This window comes from Aeromonas sp. BIGb0445, assembly GCF_024809075.1.
In the GTDB taxonomy this organism is placed as follows: Bacteria; Pseudomonadota; Gammaproteobacteria; order Enterobacterales; family Aeromonadaceae; genus Aeromonas; species Aeromonas rivuli.
Genome location: NZ_JANUES010000002.1, coordinates 24,297 through 44,363, shown reverse-complemented (window position 1 = coordinate 44,363; position 20,067 = coordinate 24,297). Strand labels below are relative to the sequence as shown.

Below are 20,067 nucleotides of genomic sequence, written 5' to 3'. Positions count from 1 at the left end.
CCCCAGCCCCTGCAAGAGCATGATGAACATCAAGCAGCTGCACTACTTTCATGAGCTGGCCCATCACCAGCACTTCGCCAAGGCAGCCAAGGCGTGCCACATCACCCAGCCCACCCTGTCGGCCAGCATCACGGCGCTGGAAAAGAGCGTTGGCACCGATCTCGTGGTGCGCACCAGTCAGTTTGTCGCCCTCACCGAGGCCGGGGAGCTGGTGCGCCAGTATGCCGAGCGTATGTTGCTGGAACAGGAGGCGCTCAAGCAGGAGCTAGGGCGCTTTCACGGCGAGCTGTCAGGCACCCTGCGCATCGGCATAGTCCCGCAGTCCAATGTCGACATCATGCCGCTCATCGCCAGTTACCAGGCACGCTATCCCGATATCGCCATCCGCCTGTCGGTGCTGAGCAACGAGGCCCTGCTGTCGCAACTGGAACTGCACCAGTGCGACATTGGCCTGGGCTTTGACGAGTCGCTGAGCGCCCCAAACCGGCGCGCCTTTCACCTATACCCCCAGGGCCACAACCGCATGGCGCTGTTGATGAGCCGCAGTGATGCCATCACCTTGCAGAGTGCGGCCCCCATCCCCCTCGCCAGCCTGCAAGACAAACCGCTGGTACTGCCCAGCCGGAACATGCAATTTCGCCACTATCTGGATCTCGCCGCCGAACGGGCAGGCATCAGCCTGAAGATAGTGCTCGAAACCGACTCCCTCTTCCATCTGACCAGCGCCGTCCACCACCAGCTGGGCTGGGCCATCGTCAGCGCCGGTCTCGCCCACTCGGCCAGTCAGCTTTCCGACCTGGACTACCGACTGCTCGAGCCACTCGATGTCGGGCGCACCCTCTTCATGACCCGTCAGCACAGCATCACCCCCGCCATGCGCGCCTTTCTCGCCCTGGTCACGGAGACGACGGATCCCGCCCCATAGCCGCAGCCCCGGGATGCCGCCTGCTGGCGAGGTGTGCTACCTCCATCCCCCTGCCCCCCGGTAAACAAAAAGCCCGCCAAAGGAGGCGGGCTTGATGATGGGATGCAGGTGACCGACATCAGGTGGCCAGCTGTTCCCGGGGCAAATCATGGTGACGCAGCCAGGCAAAGCTCAGGGCGACCAGCACGACCATCGCCGTCATGATGGCCCCCAGTCCCAGCTGCCCCTCCATGGGAAAGGTTGCTGCCAGCAGGGTGACCAGCCCGGCGCCCAGGTTCTGCATGCCCCCCAGAATGGCGCCAGCCGTCCCTGCCTGACCCGGGAAGGGCTCGATGGCGCAGGAGGTCGCCGTCGGATAGAGGATGCCGCTGCCGATGAAGTAGACAGCCGCGCCCCCCACCAGGGACGCCGCGCTGACGATGCCAAACAGACCCGGCAGCAGGATGATCAGGGCCCCCACCCCCAGGAAGACAATGCCCAGACGCATCAGCCTGCCCTGACTCAGCCGGAAGCTCAGACGAGCCGAGAGCCAGGCGCCGAACAGATAACCCGGCAGGGGCAGCACGAACAGCACGCTCACCGTCTTGGCATTGAGGCCGAGCACATCACCGAGCAATACCCCCGCCGCCGCCTCGAACACCGCAAGGCCTGCGAAGGTCGCCATCAGGCAGAGCAGGTTACCCTGGAACCTGGGATTGCCGAGCACATGGCGGTAGGCGGCACGCACCCGCAGCGGCTGACGACGCGCTGGTGGCAGCGTCTCGGCAAACCAGATCAAAATGGCGAGAGTACTGATGGCGCCAAAACCGAACAGGAACCAGTAACCGGCCCGCCAGTTCAACCATTCGGTCAGCCAGCCCCCCAGCACGGGGGCCAGCAGGGGGGAGAAGATCACCCCCATGCTCACCAGGCTGTTGGCGCGGTTGAGCTCGGCGCCGCTGTAGCGATCCCGCATCACTGTCCGGCTCATGGCGCCCGCCGCCCCCGTTCCCAGCCCCTGAATGAAGCTGCCCACCAGCAGGGCGCTGGCACTCGGGATCAGCTGGATCACCAGGGTGCCAAGCAGAAACACCATCATGCCCGTCAGCAACACGGGGCGACGGCCCCACTTGTCCGACAGGGGGCCATAAATAAACTGGGACAAGCCATAGGGGATCAGATAACAGGCCATCACCGCCTGCAACGACGCCGAACTCACCCCCAGATCCGCCGCCATCACCGGGATGGAGGGCACATAGAGGGTCTGGGTCATCTGGCCCACGGCGACCATGAGAATGGTCAGGAAAAACAAGGGATAAAAGCTGTGCCGATTCATAACTGCTCCACGACATCAAAAGCATGGCGCTCCTCACCGCGAGGGAGGAGTCACTGTCAGATCTGGATGAGTAATCACTGCGCGGAGGACCCGCGTTGATCGGGAGCAGATCAGCTCCCTTTAATGGCCGCCATGGTAGTGATTCGGATCACAAAATACGAACGAATCTTTGTAATCGGCTTGGCTTAGTTTTTCTAATAATACGGGACCCAGAGGCCCCGTCCATCGTTCAGGATAATCCCCCCGGCGACCTCATCCGGCCCGCGACACCCGCGCAGGTTCCAGCGCAGCCTTGGCGGCGCCCTCCTCACCACTCCCCAACAGCAGGCAACGGCTGGCGACCTTGCCCGCCAGCGCCTCGTCATGGGTCACCAGCAGCAGGGCGCAGCCTATCTCCCCCAGCGCCCCTAGCAGGCAGGCGATGGTCTGCTGCTGGCTGAGGGGATCGAGCCGGGAGCTGGGCTCGTCGGCAAACAACAGCACGGGGCGCAGCAACAGGGCCCGGATCAGCGACAGCCGTTGCAGCTCTCCCCCGGACACCTGGCTCGGCAGCCGGCTCAGCAGCCGCTCATCGAGGCCTAGCCGCGCCAGATAGTCGGTGAGGGGCTGGCGGGGCAGCCTGTGCAGGCGCAGCAAATCGTCAAACTGGGTGGCGAGGCGCACCCGGCTGGCGAAGGCCTGCACCGGATCCTGATAGAGCTTCTGCCAGCGGTGCGGTGCTATGCCCGTCTGGCGCAATACCCGCCCCCGCAGCGGGCGCTGCAACCCCAGCAGCACATTGCCGAGGGTGCTCTTGCCCGCGCCGCTCGGCGCCATGATGGCGAGCCGCTCCCCTCGGGCCAGTGGCAGATCCAGCCCCTCGAACAGAGTCTGCTCCCCGTAGCCCATGGCAAGCCCCTCCCCCTTGAGCAACCAGTCGCCGGTCGGGGGATGCACCGCCTCGGGCCAGGCGGACGGCTCTGCCGCCAGCAGGGCGCGGCTGTAGGCATGGGAAGGCGTGTGCAGCACCTGTTCGGCGGGCCCCTGCTCCACTACCTCGCCCCCCTTGATCACCAGCACCCAGCCCCCCAGCGCCCGGGCCAGGGAGAGATCGTGGGTGATGGTCAGCAGGTGGCGCCCCTCGGTCAGATAGCCCTGGAGCAATGTTTGCAGCCTGGCGCTGGCCCGGCTGTCGAGCCCCTTGGTGGGTTCGTCGGCGATGAGCAAACGGGCCTGCCCCAGGGTGGCGGCGGCAAAGGCCGCGCGTTGGGCCATGCCCCCGGAGAGCTGGTGCGGGAAGTGGCGCTCCCGCCCGGCGAGCCCGAGCCGCGCCAGGGCGTCCTGCGCCCGCGAGCGCGCCTCCTTGCCTCCCGCCAGCCAGCCCTCCTCCACCTGAGGCAGCAGCCCCATGGTGGGGTCCAGTGCCAGCACCGGCTCCTGGGGCAGCATGGCCAGCTCCCGCCCCCAGAGGGTGCGCAGGGCCTGGGGGTCCGCCAGGCTGTGGCGCCGGCCGCCCATCGCCATCTCACCCCGGCCGCGCAGGGGGGCAGGCAAGGTCCCCATCAGGGCGTGGGCTAGCAGGGATTTGCCCGAGCCGCTCTCCCCTATCAGGGTCAAAGCACTGCCGGGGAGCAGGGTGAGATCCAGCGCCTGCAACAGAGTTTGCTGACCGTCATCCACCTGCAGGCCCTTGATATGAATGGTCGTCATGGGGTGACTCCTTGTGGGGATGGGGTGTGAAGAGTGCCCTGCTGATTGAGCAGCACCAGGGCCAGCAGCATCATTCCCATCACCAGGATGGGAGCCAGCAGCAGGCGGGGCGCCTCCTGATAGTGGGGCAGCGCCTCCGTCATCATCAGGCCAAGCTCAGGGGTGGGTGGCTGGATGCCCACCCCGACGAAGCCCAGGGTGGAGAGGGTCAGGATGGCCCCGGCGAGGCCAAAGGCCATCATGGTCAGCAACTGGGGGGCCAGCTCGGGCCAGAGGTGGCGCCGCACTATGTGGCCGTTGCCAAAGCCCAGCAGCCGGGACGCCTCCACCTGGGGCGAGGCGAGCAGCGCCCGGCTGCGGGCCCGCACCACCCGGTAGTACTCCACCCACTGGGCCATGGCCAGCCCGAGATAGAGGATGGCGAAGCCCCCCTGGGCCATGGCGGAGAAGAGCAGCACCAGCAGCAGGCTCGGCAGGGCCAGCACACCGTCGGCCAGGCTGCGCAGCAGGCCGTCAACCCAGCCACCGCGCCAGGCTGAGAGCCAGCCCAGCAAGGATCCCAGCAGGGCTGCAGTCAGGACGCACAGCATCCCCAGCAGCAGGGAGAGCCGGGTCGCCGCCGCGAGCCGCGCCATCAGGCTGCGGCCCATCTGATCGCGCCCGAGCGGCTCCTGCCAGGAGGGGTCGGCCAGGAACTGCACCAGCTCCTGGGCGGCGGGATCGGGCCAGAGCATTGGGCCCAGCAGGGCAAACAGCACCACCAGCAGGAGCAGGCTTGCTCCCGCCTTGACGGAGAAAGACATGATCAGGACTCCTTGTGACCGCGGGGATCGATGGCGAGACAGAGCAGATCCGTCAGGGTATTGAGCAGCACGAACAGCGCCGCCAGCACCAGCACGGTTCCCTGCACCATGGGGATGTCGCGCCAGAAGATGGCGTGCACCAGGGCATGGCCGATGCCGGGCCAGGCGAACAGGCTCTCCACCACCACTACCCCTTCGATAAGCAGCACCAGCTGAACCCCTGTGTAGGCGATGACGCTGACCCCGCTGTTGCGCAGGCCGTGACGCCTGAAGACCCGGGCGGGCGAGAGCCCCTTGGTGAGGGCGAAGCGGTAATAGCCGGACTGCACCACGGTGAGCACGCTCTCGCGCACCACCCGGGAGAGTACCCCCGAGAGCCCCAGCCCCAGGGTGAGGGCGGGCAGCAGCAGGTTGCTCCCCTCCCCGTGACCGGCGGCGCTGACCCAGCCCAGCTCCACCGAGAGCAGCACCATGAGCACCAGGCCGAGCAGGAAGGGAGGCAGCGCACGCATCAGCACGCTCCAGCCCAGGGTCAGGCGATCGCACCATCCCCCGGGGCGCAGGGCGCTCAGGCTGCCGAGCGGTAGCGCCAGCACCAGGGCCAGGGCCACGGCGGCCACCGCCAGGGACAGGGTGGCCCCCAGGTGGTGGGCAATCTCCCCCGCCACCGGCGCCACCGTCACCAGGGAGCTGCCGAGATCCCCCTGCAGCAGGGCTCCCAGCCAGTCACCAAAGCGGGAGAGGGCCGAACCGGCCAGCCCCAGCTCGCTGCGCACCGCATTGGCGGCCTCGGCGGTGACATAGTCATAGCCATAGCGGCCCGCGGCGATGCGAAAGGCGAGGTCCCCGGGCAGGGATTGCACCATCAGAAAGCAGAGCCCGGCCACCAGCAGGGCCACCATCAGCGCCTGCACCAGCCGCTGACCCAGGATCCCCATGACGGCGGAGAAGGGCATCGCTGTCATTGGGCGCTCCATGTCAGTTTGTCCAGACGGTAGCTGCGCTCCTGGGGATCCAGTTCAAAGCCCTTCAGCTCACGGCTGACTGCCGCGCTCTGGCGGTACCAGGCGATGGGCAGAAGCGGCAACTCCTGCTGCAGGGTGGTGGCGATGTCACGGCGCAGTGCCGCGGCCTCCCCGGCGGGCAGGGTCTCCTTGCCAAGGCGGGCCAGTGTTTGCTCCAGGGCCGGGGATTGCCAGTTCATCACCCCCCAGTCGGCACCGGCGGGGGCCAGATCCCCCAACAGGGTGACCAGGGGATCCGGCACCAGGGCATAGTTGCGGGCATAGAGACCGAGCTGGAGCGAGCCATCCTGATGACCGGCCGGGATCTCGCTCGAGTTGCCCACCACCACCTTGAGCTCCACCCCCACCGCCTTCCACTGCGCCTGCAGTGCCGTGGCCAGCAGGGGCAATTCCGGGCGATCCGGGAAGGTGCGCAGGGTCAGGGCGAAACGCTCCTCCCCCTTGTGCAGCACACCATCCGCCCCCAACAGCCAGCCTGCCGCCGCCAAGGCCGCCTGAGCCGCCTTGACGTCATAGGCGAGCGGGGTCAGCCCGGGTTGATGCCACTCCCCCAGGGTGGGAGGGAAGAGCTGGGTCGCCGCCATCTCGGGATCCCGCAGCAGGGCCGCCGCCATGCCACGGCGATCGATGGCGAGACTGAGGGCGCGGCGCACCGCTGGATCCTTCAGAAGGGGATCGGCCCCATTGAGCTTGAGCTGTATGGTGCGCGGCAGGGTGACGGAGGCGATGGCGACCCGGGGCGCCTGCTGCAAGCGGCGGATGCTGACCGGATCCAGCCCCCAGGCGATGTCTGCCTGACCGCTCTCGGCCATCAGGGTACGGCTCTCGGCACGGCCCACCGTCAGGTAGCTCACCTGCGAGATGGCAGGCTGGAGGCCCTGCCAGCCATCGAAGCGCTCGGTTTCGATCCGCTGAGGTTGCTGCAACCGGGTGATGCGATAGGGGCCTGAGCCGATGACCTGAGTCATCTCCCCCCTGGCATCATAGGCCCCCTTCGCCAGGATCTGGGTGCTGGGGTGAGCCAGCACGGCGGCCAGGGGGGCGAAGGGGCCGGTGAGGGTGACCAGCAGAGCCCCCTCGCGGGCCTCAATGGACGCTATGGGGGCACTGGTCATGACGCCGGGCTTGCGCCTGGCCTGCTGCAGGGCAAAGGCGGCCTGCTCGGCGCTCACCTCGCTGCCATCGTGAAAGCGGGCCCCGGGGCGCAGGGTGAATCGCCATTGCAAACCATCCCCGGAGCTTGACCACTGGCTGGCGAGCCCGGGTTGCAGATTGCCCTGGCTGTCGACCTCGACCAGGGTCTCCGCCACCTGCATGCGGGTAAAGAAGACCCCGTTGCTGGCAGGGTCGACACTGTGGATCTCCCAGGGCCCGACCATGGTCAGCGGCTTGCCGTGAGCGGCATTCATCCCCACCAGCAGTGCCAGCGCGCACCATCGTGCAGAGGTGTGTATTTTTGTCATCCATTCCATCCAAACAATAATGATTATCAATAAAGTATTGGTGTTATAACATAACAATCTAATGGAAAGAATGACTCTTGATTTTTGATAAATGGCTTATTTACAGCGGGAAAGGGGTGAGCAGGTGAGAGGCCCTGCAGGCGTGAAGGGCAGTCAATGGGGCGGCGATCATAAAAAGAGATGGCCCGTCATCGGGCCATCGTCATCATCCTAGCGGGTCACCATCTGCTGCGCCCGCTTGACCTGATCCTCGGGACTTTCGTTGCGCGGTGGTATGGTGATGCCCTTCTGGCAGGCGGGTTTGGCCCCCATGCGCGCCATCCAGGCCTGCAGATGCGGCAGACCCTCGATGGAGATGCCGCTCCAGTCATAGATCCGCACCCAGGGCCAGGTGGCGATGTCGGCGATGCTGTACTCGTCGGCCAGGTACTCATGGTGGGCAAGATGTCCGTCCAGCACCTCGAACAGACGGCGCCCCTCCTTCTGGTACCGTTCTATAGCCGCCGGGATCTTCTCGGGGAAGTAGCGGTAGAAGACGTTGGCCTGCCCCATCATGGGGCCGACGCCGCCCATCTGGAACATCAGCCACTGGATAGCCTGGGAGCGACGCTTGGGATCTTGCGGCAGCAGCTTGCCGGTTTTTTCCGCCAGATAGAGCAGGATGGCGCCGGATTCGAACACGGCGAAGTCATCGTTGTCCCGATCGACGATGGCAGGGATGCGGCCATTGGGGTTGATGGCCAGAAACGCGGACTTCTTCTGCTCCTGGGTCGAAAAATCGAGCGGGATCACCTTATAAGGCAGACCCAACTCTTCGAGGGCGATGGCGACCTTGAAGCCGTTTGGCGTCGCGGCCGTGTAGAAATCAATCATCATCTTCTCCTTGGTTGCCCAACACACAGGGTGTCGGGCGTCTCTGATGGTAGAGTGACTCAGGCCTGGGCACTGGGTCTGCTTGAGACCGCATCATACCAACGCTTGAGGGATGTCTGCTCATCGGCTATGTGCAGTTCCAGCGTCCTGGCGGCAAAGTCTATGGCGCATATGGCAAGAATGTCGGCGATAGTGAAGCGATCACCGGCAACATAGGCAGACTCTTGCAGTCTTGCCTCCAACTTGCCGAACCACTGACTCGTCAATAATTTGCACTCCTGCCCCCACTCGGGGAAGCAAGTCTCCCTGTCCTGATAAAAACCGGTGATGTGGCGAAAGGCCATGCCCGCTGGCAGCCAGAGGTTGAACTCGATGAAGCGGCTCCACATCTCTATCTGGGCCCGCTCCAGCGCAGTGGCGCCAAACAGATTGTTATCGGGGTAGAGCTCCTCGAAGTAACGGCAGATAGCGACCGATTCGCTCAGATAGCTACCGTCATCCAGCGCCAGCACCGGAATGCGCCCGGCCGGATTCTTGGCCAGAAAGTCCAGACTCAAGTTCTCACCGCCGCTCAGATCGACCTGTTCATAGGCCATGTTGACCCCTTTCTCGGCCAGAAACATCCGCACCCGGCGCGCATTGGGGGCTCGCCGCAATTCATAGACTTTCATCCTGCTCTCCATTTCTAAACGAACAGTTAGAAACTAGTCTTATCTAAACGAACGGTCAAGAATTTGTTATAGTGGCAACAGGAGACACTATGGCCCGAAAAACTGCATTCGATCCAGCCGAAAAGCTGGAACAAGCCATGACACTGTTCTGGCAAAAAGGCTTTGAGGCAACCTCGATCCAGGATCTGGTCGATGCCTTGGGCATCAATCGTTTCAGCCTCTACAACAGCTTCGGAGACAAGCACACCCTGTTTCAACTGGCGCTGGATCACTACATCGACAAGGTCTCACGCCAGCGCCTCACCCCTTTGCTCTGCGAGCGCGGCGGGATTGCGGCCATCCATGGCTGGCTAGATGCTCTGGCACTGCGCCTGACTCAACCCGGCAACCTGGGTTGTTTCTTGCAAAATGCCCAGATAGGCACAGCCATGGATGAACCCAGGGTGCATGAGTGCATCGCGGCCATGCACCAGGAGTTGCAGCAGGCGCTGACCCATGCGCTCAGGGTCGCGATTCGAGATGGGGAATTGGCAGGCAATACAGACGTGGAAGCACTGGCGCGCTTTTTGTTTGTGCATGTGCAGGGCTGTATCTTGCTCGGGAAGGGAGGAGGCAATGGCGACACCTTGCGCGCCGACATTGCCACCCTCAAACGACAGCTCACCCTGTGGCAGGGCGACCAACTGACGGCCTAGTTAACAGTCCCCGGCTGGCTGCGCTGACGCAGCAGGCTCAGGCGTGACAACAGTGGGAGGTACGAGGCGAGTTTGTCCAGCAGCAGCTGGCTGCTGGTCGGGCTCTCCCACTCGTGACCATCCATCACAATGCCGTTGGAGACAAAGTAGTAGCGGGGATCCCGTACATCAGGCCCACGGCGCGTGTTTGCCCCTCCCGAATCCTCAGCCGTACACACCCAGAGCGGCAGCACGGGCAATCCAATCGAGGTCTCAGTCTCCCCCGCCGCAGATTCCGGCCAGTGGACCTCATCATCGAGTAGCAAGATGGCGGCCTCATCTCGAGTCGGATTCCATTGACTCGGACTGGTCACCACGATGCGGTTAAAATAGGTGCCGACGTCGGCGGACGTCTGTAACGCCTGCAGCAACCCATTGACCGCCATGGACGACGGTTTATGACTGACTAATGACAAGTTCATACGACACATCCCTATGAGTGATGGAGCTTGTTATTACACGTGCCAGGGGTCTGGCGAGACAAGACTAGACCAAAATGTTATGTAAAGTCAGCCATTGATGGATGCTATATATTTAGCGCTTCTCGATGGGGGATAAAGCTTGCGGTTCAAAAGTATGCTGCTATAATTTTGCGTCCTTTTATCCCCGTTCTTTAACATCCAGTGGTGAACCTATGCATCCGATGCTGAATATCGCCGTGCGCGCTGCGCGCAACGCCGGTCAAGTAGTAGTAAAAGCCTTCTCCCAGCCCGAAAACATCGAGGCCACTCAGAAAGGCAGCAATGACTTCGTGACCAACGTTGACCGTGAAGCCGAAGCGGCCATCATTCATACCATCAAAAAATCTTACCCAGAACACAGCATCATCGCTGAAGAGTCTGGTGAGATTGCCGGTACCAATCCGGACTACCAATGGATCATTGACCCACTGGATGGCACGACCAACCTGGTCAAGGGCATTCCGCACTTTGCCGTCTCCATCGCCCTGCGCGTCAAGGGCAAGACCGAACAGGCCGTCGTCTACGATCCCATCCGTGACGAACTCTTTACCGCTACCCGTGGTAATGGCGCCCAGCTGAACGGCTACCGCATCCGTGTCGGCAAAGCTAAAGACCTGTCCGGCACCGTGCTGGCCACCGGCTTCCCGTTCAAGCAAAAACACCACATCGAGCCTTACCTGAAGATGTTCCAGAGCATGTTCATCGAGTGTGCTGACATCCGTCGCGCCGCCGCGCCTTCCCTGGATCTGGCCTATGTCGCCGCTGGCCGCATCGACGGTTACTGGGAAATCGGCCTCAAGCCTTGGGAAAGTGCCGCCGGTGAACTGCTGGCCAAAGAGTCTGGCGCCATCGTCACCGATTTCGTGGGTGGTCATAACTACGAAAACTCCGGCAACATGGTGGTTGCCAACCCGCGCGTCCTCAAGGTGATGCTCGGCAAGATCCGCGAGAATCTGCCGGAATCTCTGGCCAAATAAGCCAGTTCCGACTCTTGCACCTTAAACCCGGCTCAGGCCGGGTTTTTTTATATCTGCTACTTATCAAGGCAACCAGGGATCCAGGCCGTAGTGCCGCTCTCCAGCGCAGCCATCCCCAGCCCCGTATAAGCCCTTGATACAGACCTTCCAGCCCTGGAAATCGGCAGACGTCCCGGATGACTCGATGTGCCATGCTGCCGCCTGCTCACATTGCCCCGCGACCACCTCCCTGGCAGCCCGCCAAAAACAAACACCCGGCGCCAGGCCGGGTGTTGACATTAACGCGCAGCTACCGGGCCAATCTGAGCCAACCCGATACTGACCTCATCAGACCAGGCGGAAGCGGCCTATGGTCTGCTTGAGCCCGGCCGCCAACTGGCTCAGCTCCAGGCAGGCTTGGGCCGTGTGCTCGGCACCGGTTGCAACCTCGCGAGAAGACTCATTTATCCGCTCGACATTGCGCCCCAGCTCGTCGGAGACCGCATCCTGTTCGCTGCAGGCACTGGCGATCTGGATGGCCATGTCGGCTATCTGGGCCACCGCCTCTTCAATCTGCTGAATACCCACCCCGGTCTGTTCGCTCTGGCCGACACACTGGCGGATCATGTCACAGCTCTGCCCTGTCACCTTGCGCGCCTGGTTCGCCCGGGCCTGCAGCGTCTCTATGATGGCAATGATCTCCCCGGTGGAGGCCTGAGTACGGCCAGCCAGGGTACGTACCTCATCGGCCACCACGGCAAAGCCACGACCCTGCTCACCCGCCCGCGCCGCCTCGATGGCAGCATTGAGCGCCAGCAAGTTGGTCTGATCGGCGATGCCACGGATCACATCGACCACCAGATTGATCTGGGCCGACTCCCGCTCCAGCTCGGTTACCAGGATGCCGGCCTGCTCCATCTCGGCGGCCACCTGATTGATGGCGACCAGGGAGCCCTGCACATCCTGGTTGCCGCGACGAGCCAGCCGGTTGGCGGCGCTCGCAGAATCAGAGGCCATCTCGGTATTGCCAGCCACATCCGCCACCGTCGCCTTCATCTGCGCCATGGCGGTCGCCACTTGCGTGATCTCCTGCTGTTGATGGGCAATCCCCCGTGAAGATTGCTCGGAGACGGCACTCACCTCCTCGATGGCCGTACCCAGCTGGGTGACGGCGGCCACCACCTCTTCAATGAGCCGGCGCAGGTTGTCCTGCATCTGCAACGTGGCCTTGGCAAGCATGCCCAGCTCATCCTTGCCGATGTGCTGACGATCCAATCTGTGGGTCAAGTCTCCGGCGGCGATGGCATTGGCCTGACTCACCACGGCCTGCAGGGGTCGGCAGATCTGGCGCGTCAGGAACCAGGTCATGGCGATCATGAACAGCACCAGGGCCCCGATGCTGACGCTGGAGAGGGTGAGCAGCGTGCTGACACTGCCGAGCAGCCCCCCCCGGTTTTCCTGCACAAAGCCCAGGTTGACGCTGATCAGGTTGTTCACCTCCTGCTCCAGGCGGCTATAACCCTCATTGGTCTGGAACAGCTGGACGCGGGCCTGTTCCCGGTTGCCCTGGGTGAGCTGGCGCTCAAAATCGCCCACACTCTGTCGATAGTCGAGCCAGGCCTGCTTGGTACGATTGAATACCTGACGCTCATTATCGCTACCGACCGTGGCTTCATAGCCGCGCATAGCCCCATCCACCTTGCCGATATTGACCTGGATCCGGCCAAGCCGCGCCTGCAGATCGGCCGCATCATCCACCATCAGCACGGCAAACTGGGCACGGCGCACATAAGAGACGTCATACATGAGGTTTTCAACCGAGATGACACTCGGCAGGGTTGAGTCGGTAAAATTCAATACGCGTTCCCGCACCGTTCTTAATTCACTGGCAAGGAAGAGACCGAATATCATATTGACGATGGCGATCACGAAAAACACCAGGGCAATTTTCTTGCCGATGGAGAGGTCTTTATAAAACATGTTTACCCATATTCCTCAACTGCCGAATGGCAGAGGCTGTTGGTCATCATGTCCTTATGGCATGCGCCGCCCGGGAGTCCTGCTGGGAGGTGTCGATAGGCCGAGAAGGGAAATTCCCGGCAGCTGCCGACTATATCATACCCCCTTGCCAACCCCGACTATTCGCGCCATGAATATTGGCAAGATTATTAACAGCACTGTATTTAACGGACCATCTATTAGTCTCAATAAATTAGCTAGTGCACTTTTTGATCTATTCAATCCATATATCACCGCTCATCCTGGCGGTTATCGTTTCGCCTGATAAAGATGCCCGGATAATAACAACGTCCCTTTTTTATCTGCGGCATGATGGGATCCCCCTCTCCCGCGACTCGGTATCAGACCAACATTGAGCGACTTATCATCAGTGACGAATTTTTCCTGCAGAAGGCCAACTGCCATGGTGGGGCCAGAGGGCGAGTTAGGCTATGATGAGCGCCGACCCTGCCCCTCTTGCTACCTGCATGTTGTTACAAGGAGCTAACCCATGATCAGACTCGCGGTGATCGGAACCAACTGGATCACAGAAAAATTCATCGAAGCGGCACTGCTGAGCAAGGCTTTTCAGCTGACTGCCGTCTACTCCCGCCAGCGCGCCACCGCAGAAGCCTTTGCCGCCCAGTATGATGATCCGGCCTGCTTCGACGATCTGGCCGAGTTTGCCGCCAGCCCCTGCTTCGATGCCGTCTACGTGGCGAGCCCCAACTCCCTGCACTGCCCCCATACGCTGCAACTGCTGGCGGCGGGCAAACATGTGATCTGCGAGAAGCCACTCGGCTCCAACCTGGCCGAGGTCGAGGCCATGTACCAGTGCGCCCGTGAGCGGGGCGTCGTCTTGTTCGAAGCCTTCAAGACCGCCTACCTGCCAAACTTCCGCCTGCTGGCCGAGCAACTGCCCCGTCTGGGCCAGGCGCGACGCGCCAGCTTCAGCTATTGCCAGTTCTCCTCCCGTTGGCCCAAGTACCTGGCCGGTGAGCAGCCCAATACCTTCAACCCGGCCTTCTCCAATGGCTCCATCATGGACATTGGCTACTACTGCGTGGCCAGTGCCATCGCCCTGTTTGGTGCGCCAGAGCGGGTCACCGCCAGTGGCCAGTTGCTGGAGACAGGGGTCGACATTCAAGGCACAGTGCTGCTGCACTACCCGGATTTCGAGATGGTGATCAGCCACTCCAAGGTGTCTGACTCCTTCATCCCAAGCGAGATCCAGGGCAGCGAAGGCGCCTTCATCATAGAGCACCTCTCCGAGAGCACCGGGCTGACCTGGATAGGCCGCGACGGCCAGCGGGAAGTCCTGACCCTGCCCCAGTCTGACAACAGCATGATCTATGAGGCCACGGCCTTCGCCGCCCAGATAACCGCAGGCCAAATGGATGAAGCTGCGGTGACGCGCTCCATCGACACGGCGCGGGTCATCACCCAGGTACGCCATCAGGTTGGTGTGCGCTTCCCGGCCGATCAAGCCTGATTGGCCAGCCACTAGCCGATAGAAAGAGGCCCCGCACTGCGGGGCCTCTTGTTTTACCGCTGTCCTATCACATGGCCCCTAGAGCGTTGCGGCCAGCTCCGCCAGCTGATCCGTGCATTGGCCCCAACCACGGTGAAAACCCATCGCCTCATGCTCCTTGCGATCCGCCTCGCGCCAATGGCGTACCCATGCCCGATAACGGGTGCCCTCCCCCTCGGGGGTAAAACTCAAGATCAGCGTCATGAAGGGACGGGCCGTCGGTTGCCACGCTCGCTCATAGGCATCGGTCGAGACGATACGCCGCCCCGGCTCCAGTGCCAGGTAGATGCCGGGACAGGGGATCTGTTCACCATTGGGTCCCCCCATCACCACCAGACTGGCCCCGCCAACCCGCACATCCAGCTCGGCGCTCAGGGTGCGCCAGGGCTGGGGAGCGAACCAGCGCATCAGCAACTCAGACTCGGTCCAGCAGCGATAAAGCGCCTCCGGCGAGGCCGCTATCCATCGCTCCAGCACCAGATCACGAGCCTCATCCAGCTGTTCTGTCATCATGGCATTGCTTCCTGTGTCAGTGAGATAACATCCGATTAATCAGAGAGGGGGTGAAGGCTCACCGCCGCCTAGCCAAGCGACATGAGTGGGCCCCCGGCAAGCGAGCCTCACGCATTTCCCTCATAGGCCCGCTGCAAGGTTGCGATGTCGAGTCGTCCCATTCTCATCAGGGCGCCAAACACCCGGGCACTGGCGGCGGGATCCCCTGAGAGCCACTGGGGCAGTTGCCGTGGCACCAGTTGCCAGGAGAGCCCGAACCTGTCTTGCAGCCAGCCGCACTGATCCGCGCGCCCCCCTTCGCTCAAGACCTGCCAGCGCTTGTCCAGCTCCAGCTGGTTATCACAGTACCCCACCAGCGAGCAGGCCGGCGTGTGGGGAAATTGCGGCCCACCATTGAGGGCCAGGTAGTGGCTCCCCTCGAGGCGGAAATGCACCGTCAGCACGCTGGCCGCCGGGCGATGCGTACCGGGCAGAGGCGGATCAGCCTCTTGCCCGGGATAGTGGTTGATGGCCAGGATCCCGGACTCGGGAAACAGGCTGATGTAGAGTTCGGCGGCGGCCTGGGCCTGGCCGTCGAACCAGAGGCAGGGAATGACGCCCATGGGATGACTCCTGTTGAACCAGCAATGAGTATAAATGCCCTTCCGGGGAGGGCCAGTTCACCCCCGTTCGACGCTGCGCGCTTGCTAACCGGCACCCATCCCCCTGACATCACGGGTTCTTGACCAGCAGCCACTCCCCCTTGCCAATGGGCAGCAACAGTTGCTGAAATCCGGGATCCTGTGCCACCTCCGTCATCCAATCCTCAAGTTCATGGTGATGGGAGATGGCGTTGTCGACGACGAGCAGGCCACGGGTGGACAGTAGCGCCCTGATGCTCGGCCACCAGCTGGGGTACTGGCTGCGATCCGTATCGAGGAAAACAAGATCGAATGCCCCCTTGGCCAGGCATGGCAGTATGGCCTCCGCTTTCCCCGCCAACTGGATGATGACGCTCTCCAGCCCCGCACGGTGAAAATTCGCCTGCGCCATCGTCCGTTTCAGCGGCGTCATTATTGGTCATCTATATCGGGGGGAAAATCCCCCATCAGGTAACGAGCCCCGGCACCATGACGAGCGGCCTGATCTTGCGGGTTGTAGAGGGCGCAGTGACGCAGGGAGAGACAACCGCAGCCCACACAGGCGCTGAGCTTGCGCTGCATCAGTTGCAGCGCCGTGATGCGGGCCTCGAGCAGCAACTGCCAGTCACGGGCAAGGGCGGACCAATCCTCCGGGGTCGGTGTGCGCCCCTCGGGCAGCCCGGCCAGGGCATGCCCTATCTCTTCCAGACTAAGACCCACTCCTTGTGCGGCGCGGATGAAGGCGACACGGCGCAGCACATGCTGGGGATAGACTCGTTGCCCCCCCTGGCTGCGAGCACTGCTGATCAGCCCTTTCTGCTCGTAGAAGCGCAAGGCACTGGCCTTGACCCCGGCGCGCTTGGCGAGTTGGCCGATGGCAAGCCAGCCATGGCCAAGCTCGCCATTCGTCATGCTCTGTTCGGGGGCTGAAGGGATTGGCCCCTGCCCGCGTTCAATATCGTCCTTGCTCATGGATACCTCCCTGCTTCACCAATCAATATCCGCTCTGGGACAAAACGCGCTCCCTGTGGCTGTCGCTTGCCCTCATCCCTCATCTCTCATGCTCCTGCATCCCTCATGTTCCAGCATCCAAGTCAGCGCCCCCTGGACAAGAGGCTGCACCTGGCCCCTTGACTTAAAGTTAACTTTAACTTGCATGATTCAAGCTATCACCGTCAAGGAGTCACCGCATATGATGTCACTGCACAACCTGCTCGATGCCAACCAGCAGTTCGCCCTCAATGGCCGAGGCACCACCAATCACTGTCCCATGGCGCTCCATGCCCTGGCTGAAATGGGGGCAGATGAGGCGCGCCTTAACGACTTCTTCGCATACTGGCAGCGCGACAAGGCCCTGCCCGCGAGTCCTGGGAGCGGGCTCACGGATGAGGGGCAGGATCCGGAGGCTCGCTTCAGCCAGCTTAGGGCCGACTTTTCAAGCAAGGTTGCCAGAGAGGGCTGGCAGCCCCTGTTTACCCAGATAGTGGCTCAGGGGATATCTCCGGCCAGTGGCGCCTTTCATCCTATGATCCGCCTCGCCTGTGCCATCGAAAACGGCCATCAGGGCGAACAGGCTGCGGCACTGGCAGCCTGGCATTGCAAACCGCTGCACCTGCCTCAAGGGTTGGGAGCCCCATGCCCGGATCTCCCCGCTCTGCTGGCGCGTCTCCATGAGGCATTGGGCGGCTGGCACAGTGATCAGGGCTGGATCACCGCCCGCCTTCGCCAACTCGCCGAGAGCCCCGCCTTTGTGCAGACCTTGCCCCGCGACCTGACGGGTGTCCCGCCACTGACCGAGGGAAAGTGCGGCCCCGGGGACCTACTGCGCATCCTGGCCGAGCTGGCCCTGGCGCTCTACTGGCAGACCCGGGATTTTACCGTATTGCATCTGGTGACCGGCACCCGGGCGGCCACCATCATCAGTGCGCAGCTCGGTGAGCCGCTGCGCGGTGAGTTTATCCGGCTCCTCTGGCAAGGAGTGGCCGCCGCCTATGTGACGGTCGGCGCCCCTTCGCTCAACGGGCCTCACTGGCCTGCGCCGGGGGATATTCACTGGCAGCAGGTGGTGGCTCTGGCCATCAATAGCAATGACGATCACTGCATCAAGCTGGTTCACGCCTGCTGGCGCGAACGGGCTGTCTCTCGCCACTACCTGGCGGTGGCGGCCCGGGAAGTTGGCTTGCTGGGCAATGGCTGAGGCGATGAGAAGATAGGGGGACGGGAGCTGGCCTTTGAGGTGAGCCCACCAAACGGAAGTCGGGGCCAATCTGGCCCCGATTTTATGCAATGAAGAGCGTCATGCCGCGTCAGTCGACGATAAACAGCGTGGCACCAAGGGGGCTGGTAGAGCGATGCGGTTCGGCCCCGTCGGCCACCTGATAGCTGACCCCCGGGGTCAGCACGAAGTTACGGCCGTCGGCCAGCTCGGTATGCAGTTCACCCTCCAGGCAGAGCAGGATATGGCCCTTGCTACACCAGTGATCGGCGACATAGCCGGGGCTGTACTCCACCATGCGCACCCGCAGCGGCCCGAATTGGCGGGTGCGCCAGCGGGCCTCGCCCTGCTCCCCGGGATGAAGGGTCTCTGGCACTTGATGCCAATCGGTCAGGCCGAATGGCAGATTGTCTATCTGCACTGATGCACTCCTTGCGGCTTGTTTACTTCACGTCGGGAAGAGGGATGGTCTGTTCACAGCCCCCATCACTGGGTCTGGGCAGCTGGCGGGTTGTCTACTGGCAGGCGCTCGAAGCTGACTGGCGGGCACTCAGGCGTGACTCCCTGCTCATCTCGCACCGGCGCGGGGCGATAACTGAGTCGATAGTGGCCGGGTTGGCTCAAGTCATAGACCTGAGTCAATTCTGCCTCGGCCTTGATGCGCTGTTTGGGGCCCACTATCAGGCGATCATCAGCCCCGGGGGCACCCCGTTTGGCGAGTGGTCCCTGATAGGGAATGGGCTGCTCGTTCAGGGTCAGGTCGATGGCATCGGCAAACCAGCCTTCGAAGGGGGTAAACCAGCTCAACACCTCCAGGGTATCCTCCCCCTGGTTGCTGAGCGCCATGGCCAGGCTTAAGGGTTCGTCGACCCGGCTCTGGGCCTTGACGTTAAGCTCGCACTGCAAGGCGCTCAGGCCAAGGACGCCGCCGAGCAAGAGTGACATCATGTTGCCTCCATCAAAAAGGGGGCCAAGGCCCCCTGTCGACTCAGTTTTCGCTCGGGGTGTTCTCGGCAAAGTATTCGTGGTTGTCGGCGTTGTTGAGCGCCTTCACCGGATCCGTGCTCGCCAGGTTGCGGGCATTGCCTTGACCGTAACCCAGATCGTCCGTGCCTGCCACCACATTGAAGTGGGTCAGCTCATGGATGATGGTGCCGCCACGGGAATCCGTGCCCGTGTTGGCCGCGGTCCAGAAACTCTTGCACAGATAGATCTTGTAGGGCTGATCTGCATAGACATAAGCAAAATAGCTCTCCTTGCAGCCGCAATCGAAGGTCAGCGGTTTCTCTTCGATGGCTTTCCTCACCTTGCTGAAGTGACCCTCGGCCTGGTTCCAGCGGCTCGCGTCATAGGCGCCGAACCAGCTGCGATAGCGTTGACCACTGGGCTTGTCCACCGCCAGATAGCTGAGGGAATCCCCCGCCATGACTCCGGCGGCATCCAGGGCCGAGACTATCTGGCTCTTCTGGCTGTTGGTGCAGCGACCGGTGAAACTCACCGATCCCCCGGCGGCGGCCGGTTCAACCGCGGCGGCCTTGGCCAATACACGCTCATCACTCGCGACCCCATCTAGCCAGAGGCTGACGGTGTTGGATTCGCTGGCCTGGGGGGGTGCCTTGGCACTGGGCTGGGCGTTCCGCTTGGCGCCAGCTTCATCAGATACCTTGGGCAGGCGGTAGCTGATGCTGTACTCCCCCTGGGCACTCATGTCATAGAGACCGGACACTTCCGCCTCCAGGGTCAGGCTCTCCCCGGCGCTCAGGCGCTGATAGTCCCGATGACTCGGCAGACCGCGCTTGATCAGGGCCCCCTGATAGGCCACGGACTGGCCATCCCGCTCGACCACGAACAAGGGGGCATCCCCTGCGCCCGGCAGTTGCCACTTGAGCAAATCAATCGGCTTGTTGCCGTTGTTGGTCAGGGTCACTTGCACCCGCACATCCTCACTCGCGCCCTCTTGCAGGGTCAGTCTGGCATCCAGACCCGCGGCGCAGAGGGGGGAACCCAGCAGGCCTGCCAGTAACAGGGCTATCGGTGTTGCTTTCATCGTCTCTCCTTAGAATATGTGGTTTGCATCCATGCCCTCGAAGGGGCTCAGCCACCCTAAAACAGATGAAAAGCAGGCACCTACCGCCATATGGGGGCAGCCCCTCCGTATGGGGGGCGCCAGCGATTCCCCCCAGATGGAGGGCCGAAGGAGGCTTGGTTGATGACCCAGGATGTCCGGCAAAGAGCGTCTTGGGTAGCGGTCAAAGGCCCGCGAGCAGCAGGCTGG

21 protein-coding genes are annotated in these 20,067 nt (G+C 62.6%); 5 read left to right on the top strand and 16 right to left on the bottom strand.

What is annotated here, in order from left to right:
* The first annotated feature begins 22 nt into the window (after window positions 1–22).
* A complete protein-coding gene (locus M2367_RS03950) occupies window positions 23–925 on the top strand; it encodes a LysR family transcriptional regulator (protein ID WP_259235880.1) in 903 nt (300 codons plus the stop codon).
* 118 nt (window positions 926–1,043) lie between these two features.
* On the opposite strand, the gene emrD is transcribed toward M2367_RS03950, so the two are convergent.
* From emrD to M2367_RS03915, 7 genes are all read right to left on the bottom strand, one after another.
* Window positions 1,044–2,240 (bottom strand): multidrug efflux MFS transporter EmrD, encoded by a 1,197-nt coding sequence (gene emrD, locus M2367_RS03945; protein ID WP_259235879.1) that lies wholly within the window; start codon window positions 2,238–2,240, stop codon window positions 1,044–1,046.
* A gap of 252 nt (window positions 2,241–2,492) precedes the next feature.
* Complete coding sequence (locus tag M2367_RS03940; protein ID WP_259235878.1) at window positions 2,493–3,929, bottom strand: ABC transporter ATP-binding protein; 1,437 nt, start codon at window positions 3,927–3,929, stop codon at window positions 2,493–2,495.
* Entirely contained in the window at window positions 3,926–4,732 is an 807-nt protein-coding gene (locus M2367_RS03935) for an ABC transporter permease (RefSeq protein WP_259235877.1), read from the bottom strand. The genes M2367_RS03940 and M2367_RS03935 overlap by 4 nt, the downstream gene beginning before the upstream one ends.
* Window positions 4,733–4,734: 2 nt before the next feature.
* Window positions 4,735–5,697, bottom strand: a complete 963-nt coding sequence (locus M2367_RS03930) for an ABC transporter permease (protein WP_259235876.1) — start codon at window positions 5,695–5,697, stop codon at window positions 4,735–4,737.
* Window positions 5,694–7,220 carry an ABC transporter substrate-binding protein gene (locus M2367_RS03925; protein WP_259235875.1) on the bottom strand — a complete coding sequence of 509 codons (1,527 nt, stop codon included), beginning with the start codon at window positions 7,218–7,220 and terminating at the stop codon, window positions 5,694–5,696. The genes M2367_RS03930 and M2367_RS03925 overlap by 4 nt, the downstream gene beginning before the upstream one ends.
* A 210-nt stretch (window positions 7,221–7,430) precedes the next feature.
* Window positions 7,431–8,093, bottom strand: a complete 663-nt coding sequence (locus M2367_RS03920; RefSeq protein WP_259235874.1) for a glutathione S-transferase family protein — start codon at window positions 8,091–8,093, stop codon at window positions 7,431–7,433.
* Window positions 8,094–8,152: 59 nt separating this feature from the next.
* A complete protein-coding gene (locus M2367_RS03915; protein WP_259235873.1) occupies window positions 8,153–8,764 on the bottom strand; it encodes a glutathione S-transferase family protein in 612 nt (203 codons plus the stop codon).
* Between the two features lie 89 nt (window positions 8,765–8,853).
* On the opposite strand from M2367_RS03915, the gene M2367_RS03910 reads away from it, so the two are divergent.
* Complete coding sequence (locus M2367_RS03910) at window positions 8,854–9,459, top strand: TetR/AcrR family transcriptional regulator (RefSeq protein WP_259235871.1); 606 nt, start codon at window positions 8,854–8,856, stop codon at window positions 9,457–9,459.
* Here the strand turns inward: M2367_RS03910 and M2367_RS03905 are convergent.
* Entirely contained in the window at window positions 9,456–9,920 is a 465-nt protein-coding gene (locus M2367_RS03905) for a hypothetical protein (RefSeq protein WP_259235870.1), read from the bottom strand. The two genes, M2367_RS03910 and M2367_RS03905, sit on opposite strands and share 4 nt — an antisense overlap.
* A gap of 212 nt (window positions 9,921–10,132) precedes the next feature.
* On the opposite strand from M2367_RS03905, the gene suhB reads away from it, so the two are divergent.
* Entirely contained in the window at window positions 10,133–10,936 is an 804-nt protein-coding gene (gene suhB, locus M2367_RS03900) for an inositol-1-monophosphatase (RefSeq protein WP_042042263.1), read from the top strand.
* Between the two features lie 327 nt (window positions 10,937–11,263).
* On the opposite strand, the gene M2367_RS03895 is transcribed toward suhB, so the two are convergent.
* Window positions 11,264–12,895: a methyl-accepting chemotaxis protein gene (locus tag M2367_RS03895; protein WP_259235869.1), complete on the bottom strand. Its 1,632-nt coding sequence runs from the start codon at window positions 12,893–12,895 to the stop codon at window positions 11,264–11,266.
* Between the two features lie 529 nt (window positions 12,896–13,424).
* On the opposite strand from M2367_RS03895, the gene M2367_RS03890 reads away from it, so the two are divergent.
* A complete protein-coding gene (locus tag M2367_RS03890; protein WP_259235868.1) occupies window positions 13,425–14,405 on the top strand; it encodes a Gfo/Idh/MocA family protein in 981 nt (326 codons plus the stop codon).
* 78 nt (window positions 14,406–14,483) lie between these two features.
* Here M2367_RS03890 and M2367_RS03885 read toward each other — a convergent pair whose 3' ends face one another.
* From M2367_RS03885 to soxR, 4 genes are all read right to left on the bottom strand, one after another.
* Window positions 14,484–14,957 carry an SRPBCC family protein gene (locus tag M2367_RS03885; RefSeq protein ID WP_259235867.1) on the bottom strand — a complete coding sequence of 158 codons (474 nt, stop codon included), beginning with the start codon at window positions 14,955–14,957 and terminating at the stop codon, window positions 14,484–14,486.
* A gap of 107 nt (window positions 14,958–15,064) precedes the next feature.
* On the bottom strand, window positions 15,065–15,559 hold the full coding sequence (locus M2367_RS03880; RefSeq protein ID WP_259235866.1) for a VOC family protein: 495 nt from the start codon (window positions 15,557–15,559) through the stop codon (window positions 15,065–15,067).
* 109 nt (window positions 15,560–15,668) lie between these two features.
* Window positions 15,669–16,010 (bottom strand): O-methyltransferase, encoded by a 342-nt coding sequence (locus M2367_RS03875; protein ID WP_259235865.1) that lies wholly within the window; start codon window positions 16,008–16,010, stop codon window positions 15,669–15,671.
* Window positions 16,010–16,489, bottom strand: coding sequence for a redox-sensitive transcriptional activator SoxR (gene soxR / locus M2367_RS03870; protein ID WP_259236204.1), 480 nt, complete (start codon window positions 16,487–16,489; stop codon window positions 16,010–16,012). The genes M2367_RS03875 and soxR overlap by 1 nt, the downstream gene beginning before the upstream one ends.
* Before the next feature lie 280 nt (window positions 16,490–16,769).
* Here soxR and M2367_RS03865 point away from each other — a divergent pair, with 280 nt between their 5' ends.
* Window positions 16,770–17,774: a questin oxidase family protein gene (locus tag M2367_RS03865; RefSeq protein ID WP_259235864.1), complete on the top strand. Its 1,005-nt coding sequence runs from the start codon at window positions 16,770–16,772 to the stop codon at window positions 17,772–17,774.
* A gap of 109 nt (window positions 17,775–17,883) precedes the next feature.
* Here M2367_RS03865 and M2367_RS03860 read toward each other — a convergent pair whose 3' ends face one another.
* The 3 genes from M2367_RS03860 to M2367_RS03850 all read right to left on the bottom strand — a co-directional run bounded on the left by M2367_RS03860 (window position 17,884) and on the right by M2367_RS03850 (window position 19,839).
* Window positions 17,884–18,213 carry a DHCW motif cupin fold protein gene (locus tag M2367_RS03860; protein WP_259235863.1) on the bottom strand — a complete coding sequence of 110 codons (330 nt, stop codon included), beginning with the start codon at window positions 18,211–18,213 and terminating at the stop codon, window positions 17,884–17,886.
* 65 nt (window positions 18,214–18,278) lie between these two features.
* Window positions 18,279–18,740, bottom strand: a complete 462-nt coding sequence (locus M2367_RS03855; protein WP_224430699.1) for a protease — start codon at window positions 18,738–18,740, stop codon at window positions 18,279–18,281.
* A 40-nt stretch (window positions 18,741–18,780) separates the two neighbouring features.
* The gene (locus M2367_RS03850; RefSeq protein ID WP_259235862.1) at window positions 18,781–19,839 is read right to left on the bottom strand and encodes a M35 family metallo-endopeptidase; all 1,059 of its coding nucleotides are present in this window, start codon (window positions 19,837–19,839) and stop codon (window positions 18,781–18,783) included.
* Window positions 19,840–20,067: the final 228 nt, after the last annotated feature.

What these genes read in the sequence shown, in the direction of transcription:
- M2367_RS03950 (WP_259235880.1), top strand. Translation starts at nt 23, where the DNA reads ATGAACATCAAGCAGCTGCACTACTTTCATGAGCTGGCCCATCACCAG.
- emrD (WP_259235879.1), bottom strand. Translation starts at nt 2,240, where the DNA reads ATGAATCGGCACAGCTTTTATCCCTTGTTTTTCCTGACCATTCTCATG.
- M2367_RS03940 (WP_259235878.1), bottom strand. Translation starts at nt 3,929, where the DNA reads ATGACGACCATTCATATCAAGGGCCTGCAGGTGGATGACGGTCAGCAA.
- M2367_RS03935 (WP_259235877.1), bottom strand. Translation starts at nt 4,732, where the DNA reads ATGTCTTTCTCCGTCAAGGCGGGAGCAAGCCTGCTCCTGCTGGTGGTG.
- M2367_RS03930 (WP_259235876.1), bottom strand. Translation starts at nt 5,697, where the DNA reads ATGACAGCGATGCCCTTCTCCGCCGTCATGGGGATCCTGGGTCAGCGG.
- M2367_RS03925 (WP_259235875.1), bottom strand. Translation starts at nt 7,220, where the DNA reads ATGACAAAAATACACACCTCTGCACGATGGTGCGCGCTGGCACTGCTG.
- M2367_RS03920 (WP_259235874.1), bottom strand. Translation starts at nt 8,093, where the DNA reads ATGATTGATTTCTACACGGCCGCGACGCCAAACGGCTTCAAGGTCGCC.
- M2367_RS03915 (WP_259235873.1), bottom strand. Translation starts at nt 8,764, where the DNA reads ATGAAAGTCTATGAATTGCGGCGAGCCCCCAATGCGCGCCGGGTGCGG.
- M2367_RS03910 (WP_259235871.1), top strand. Translation starts at nt 8,854, where the DNA reads ATGGCCCGAAAAACTGCATTCGATCCAGCCGAAAAGCTGGAACAAGCC.
- M2367_RS03905 (WP_259235870.1), bottom strand. Translation starts at nt 9,920, where the DNA reads ATGAACTTGTCATTAGTCAGTCATAAACCGTCGTCCATGGCGGTCAAT.
- suhB (WP_042042263.1), top strand. Translation starts at nt 10,133, where the DNA reads ATGCATCCGATGCTGAATATCGCCGTGCGCGCTGCGCGCAACGCCGGT.
- M2367_RS03895 (WP_259235869.1), bottom strand. Translation starts at nt 12,895, where the DNA reads ATGTTTTATAAAGACCTCTCCATCGGCAAGAAAATTGCCCTGGTGTTT.
- M2367_RS03890 (WP_259235868.1), top strand. Translation starts at nt 13,425, where the DNA reads ATGATCAGACTCGCGGTGATCGGAACCAACTGGATCACAGAAAAATTC.
- M2367_RS03885 (WP_259235867.1), bottom strand. Translation starts at nt 14,957, where the DNA reads ATGATGACAGAACAGCTGGATGAGGCTCGTGATCTGGTGCTGGAGCGA.
- M2367_RS03880 (WP_259235866.1), bottom strand. Translation starts at nt 15,559, where the DNA reads ATGGGCGTCATTCCCTGCCTCTGGTTCGACGGCCAGGCCCAGGCCGCC.
- M2367_RS03875 (WP_259235865.1), bottom strand. Translation starts at nt 16,010, where the DNA reads ATGACGCCGCTGAAACGGACGATGGCGCAGGCGAATTTTCACCGTGCG.
- soxR (WP_259236204.1), bottom strand. Translation starts at nt 16,489, where the DNA reads ATGACGAATGGCGAGCTTGGCCATGGCTGGCTTGCCATCGGCCAACTC.
- M2367_RS03865 (WP_259235864.1), top strand. Translation starts at nt 16,770, where the DNA reads ATGATGTCACTGCACAACCTGCTCGATGCCAACCAGCAGTTCGCCCTC.
- M2367_RS03855 (WP_224430699.1), bottom strand. Translation starts at nt 18,740, where the DNA reads ATGATGTCACTCTTGCTCGGCGGCGTCCTTGGCCTGAGCGCCTTGCAG.
- M2367_RS03850 (WP_259235862.1), bottom strand. Translation starts at nt 19,839, where the DNA reads ATGAAAGCAACACCGATAGCCCTGTTACTGGCAGGCCTGCTGGGTTCC.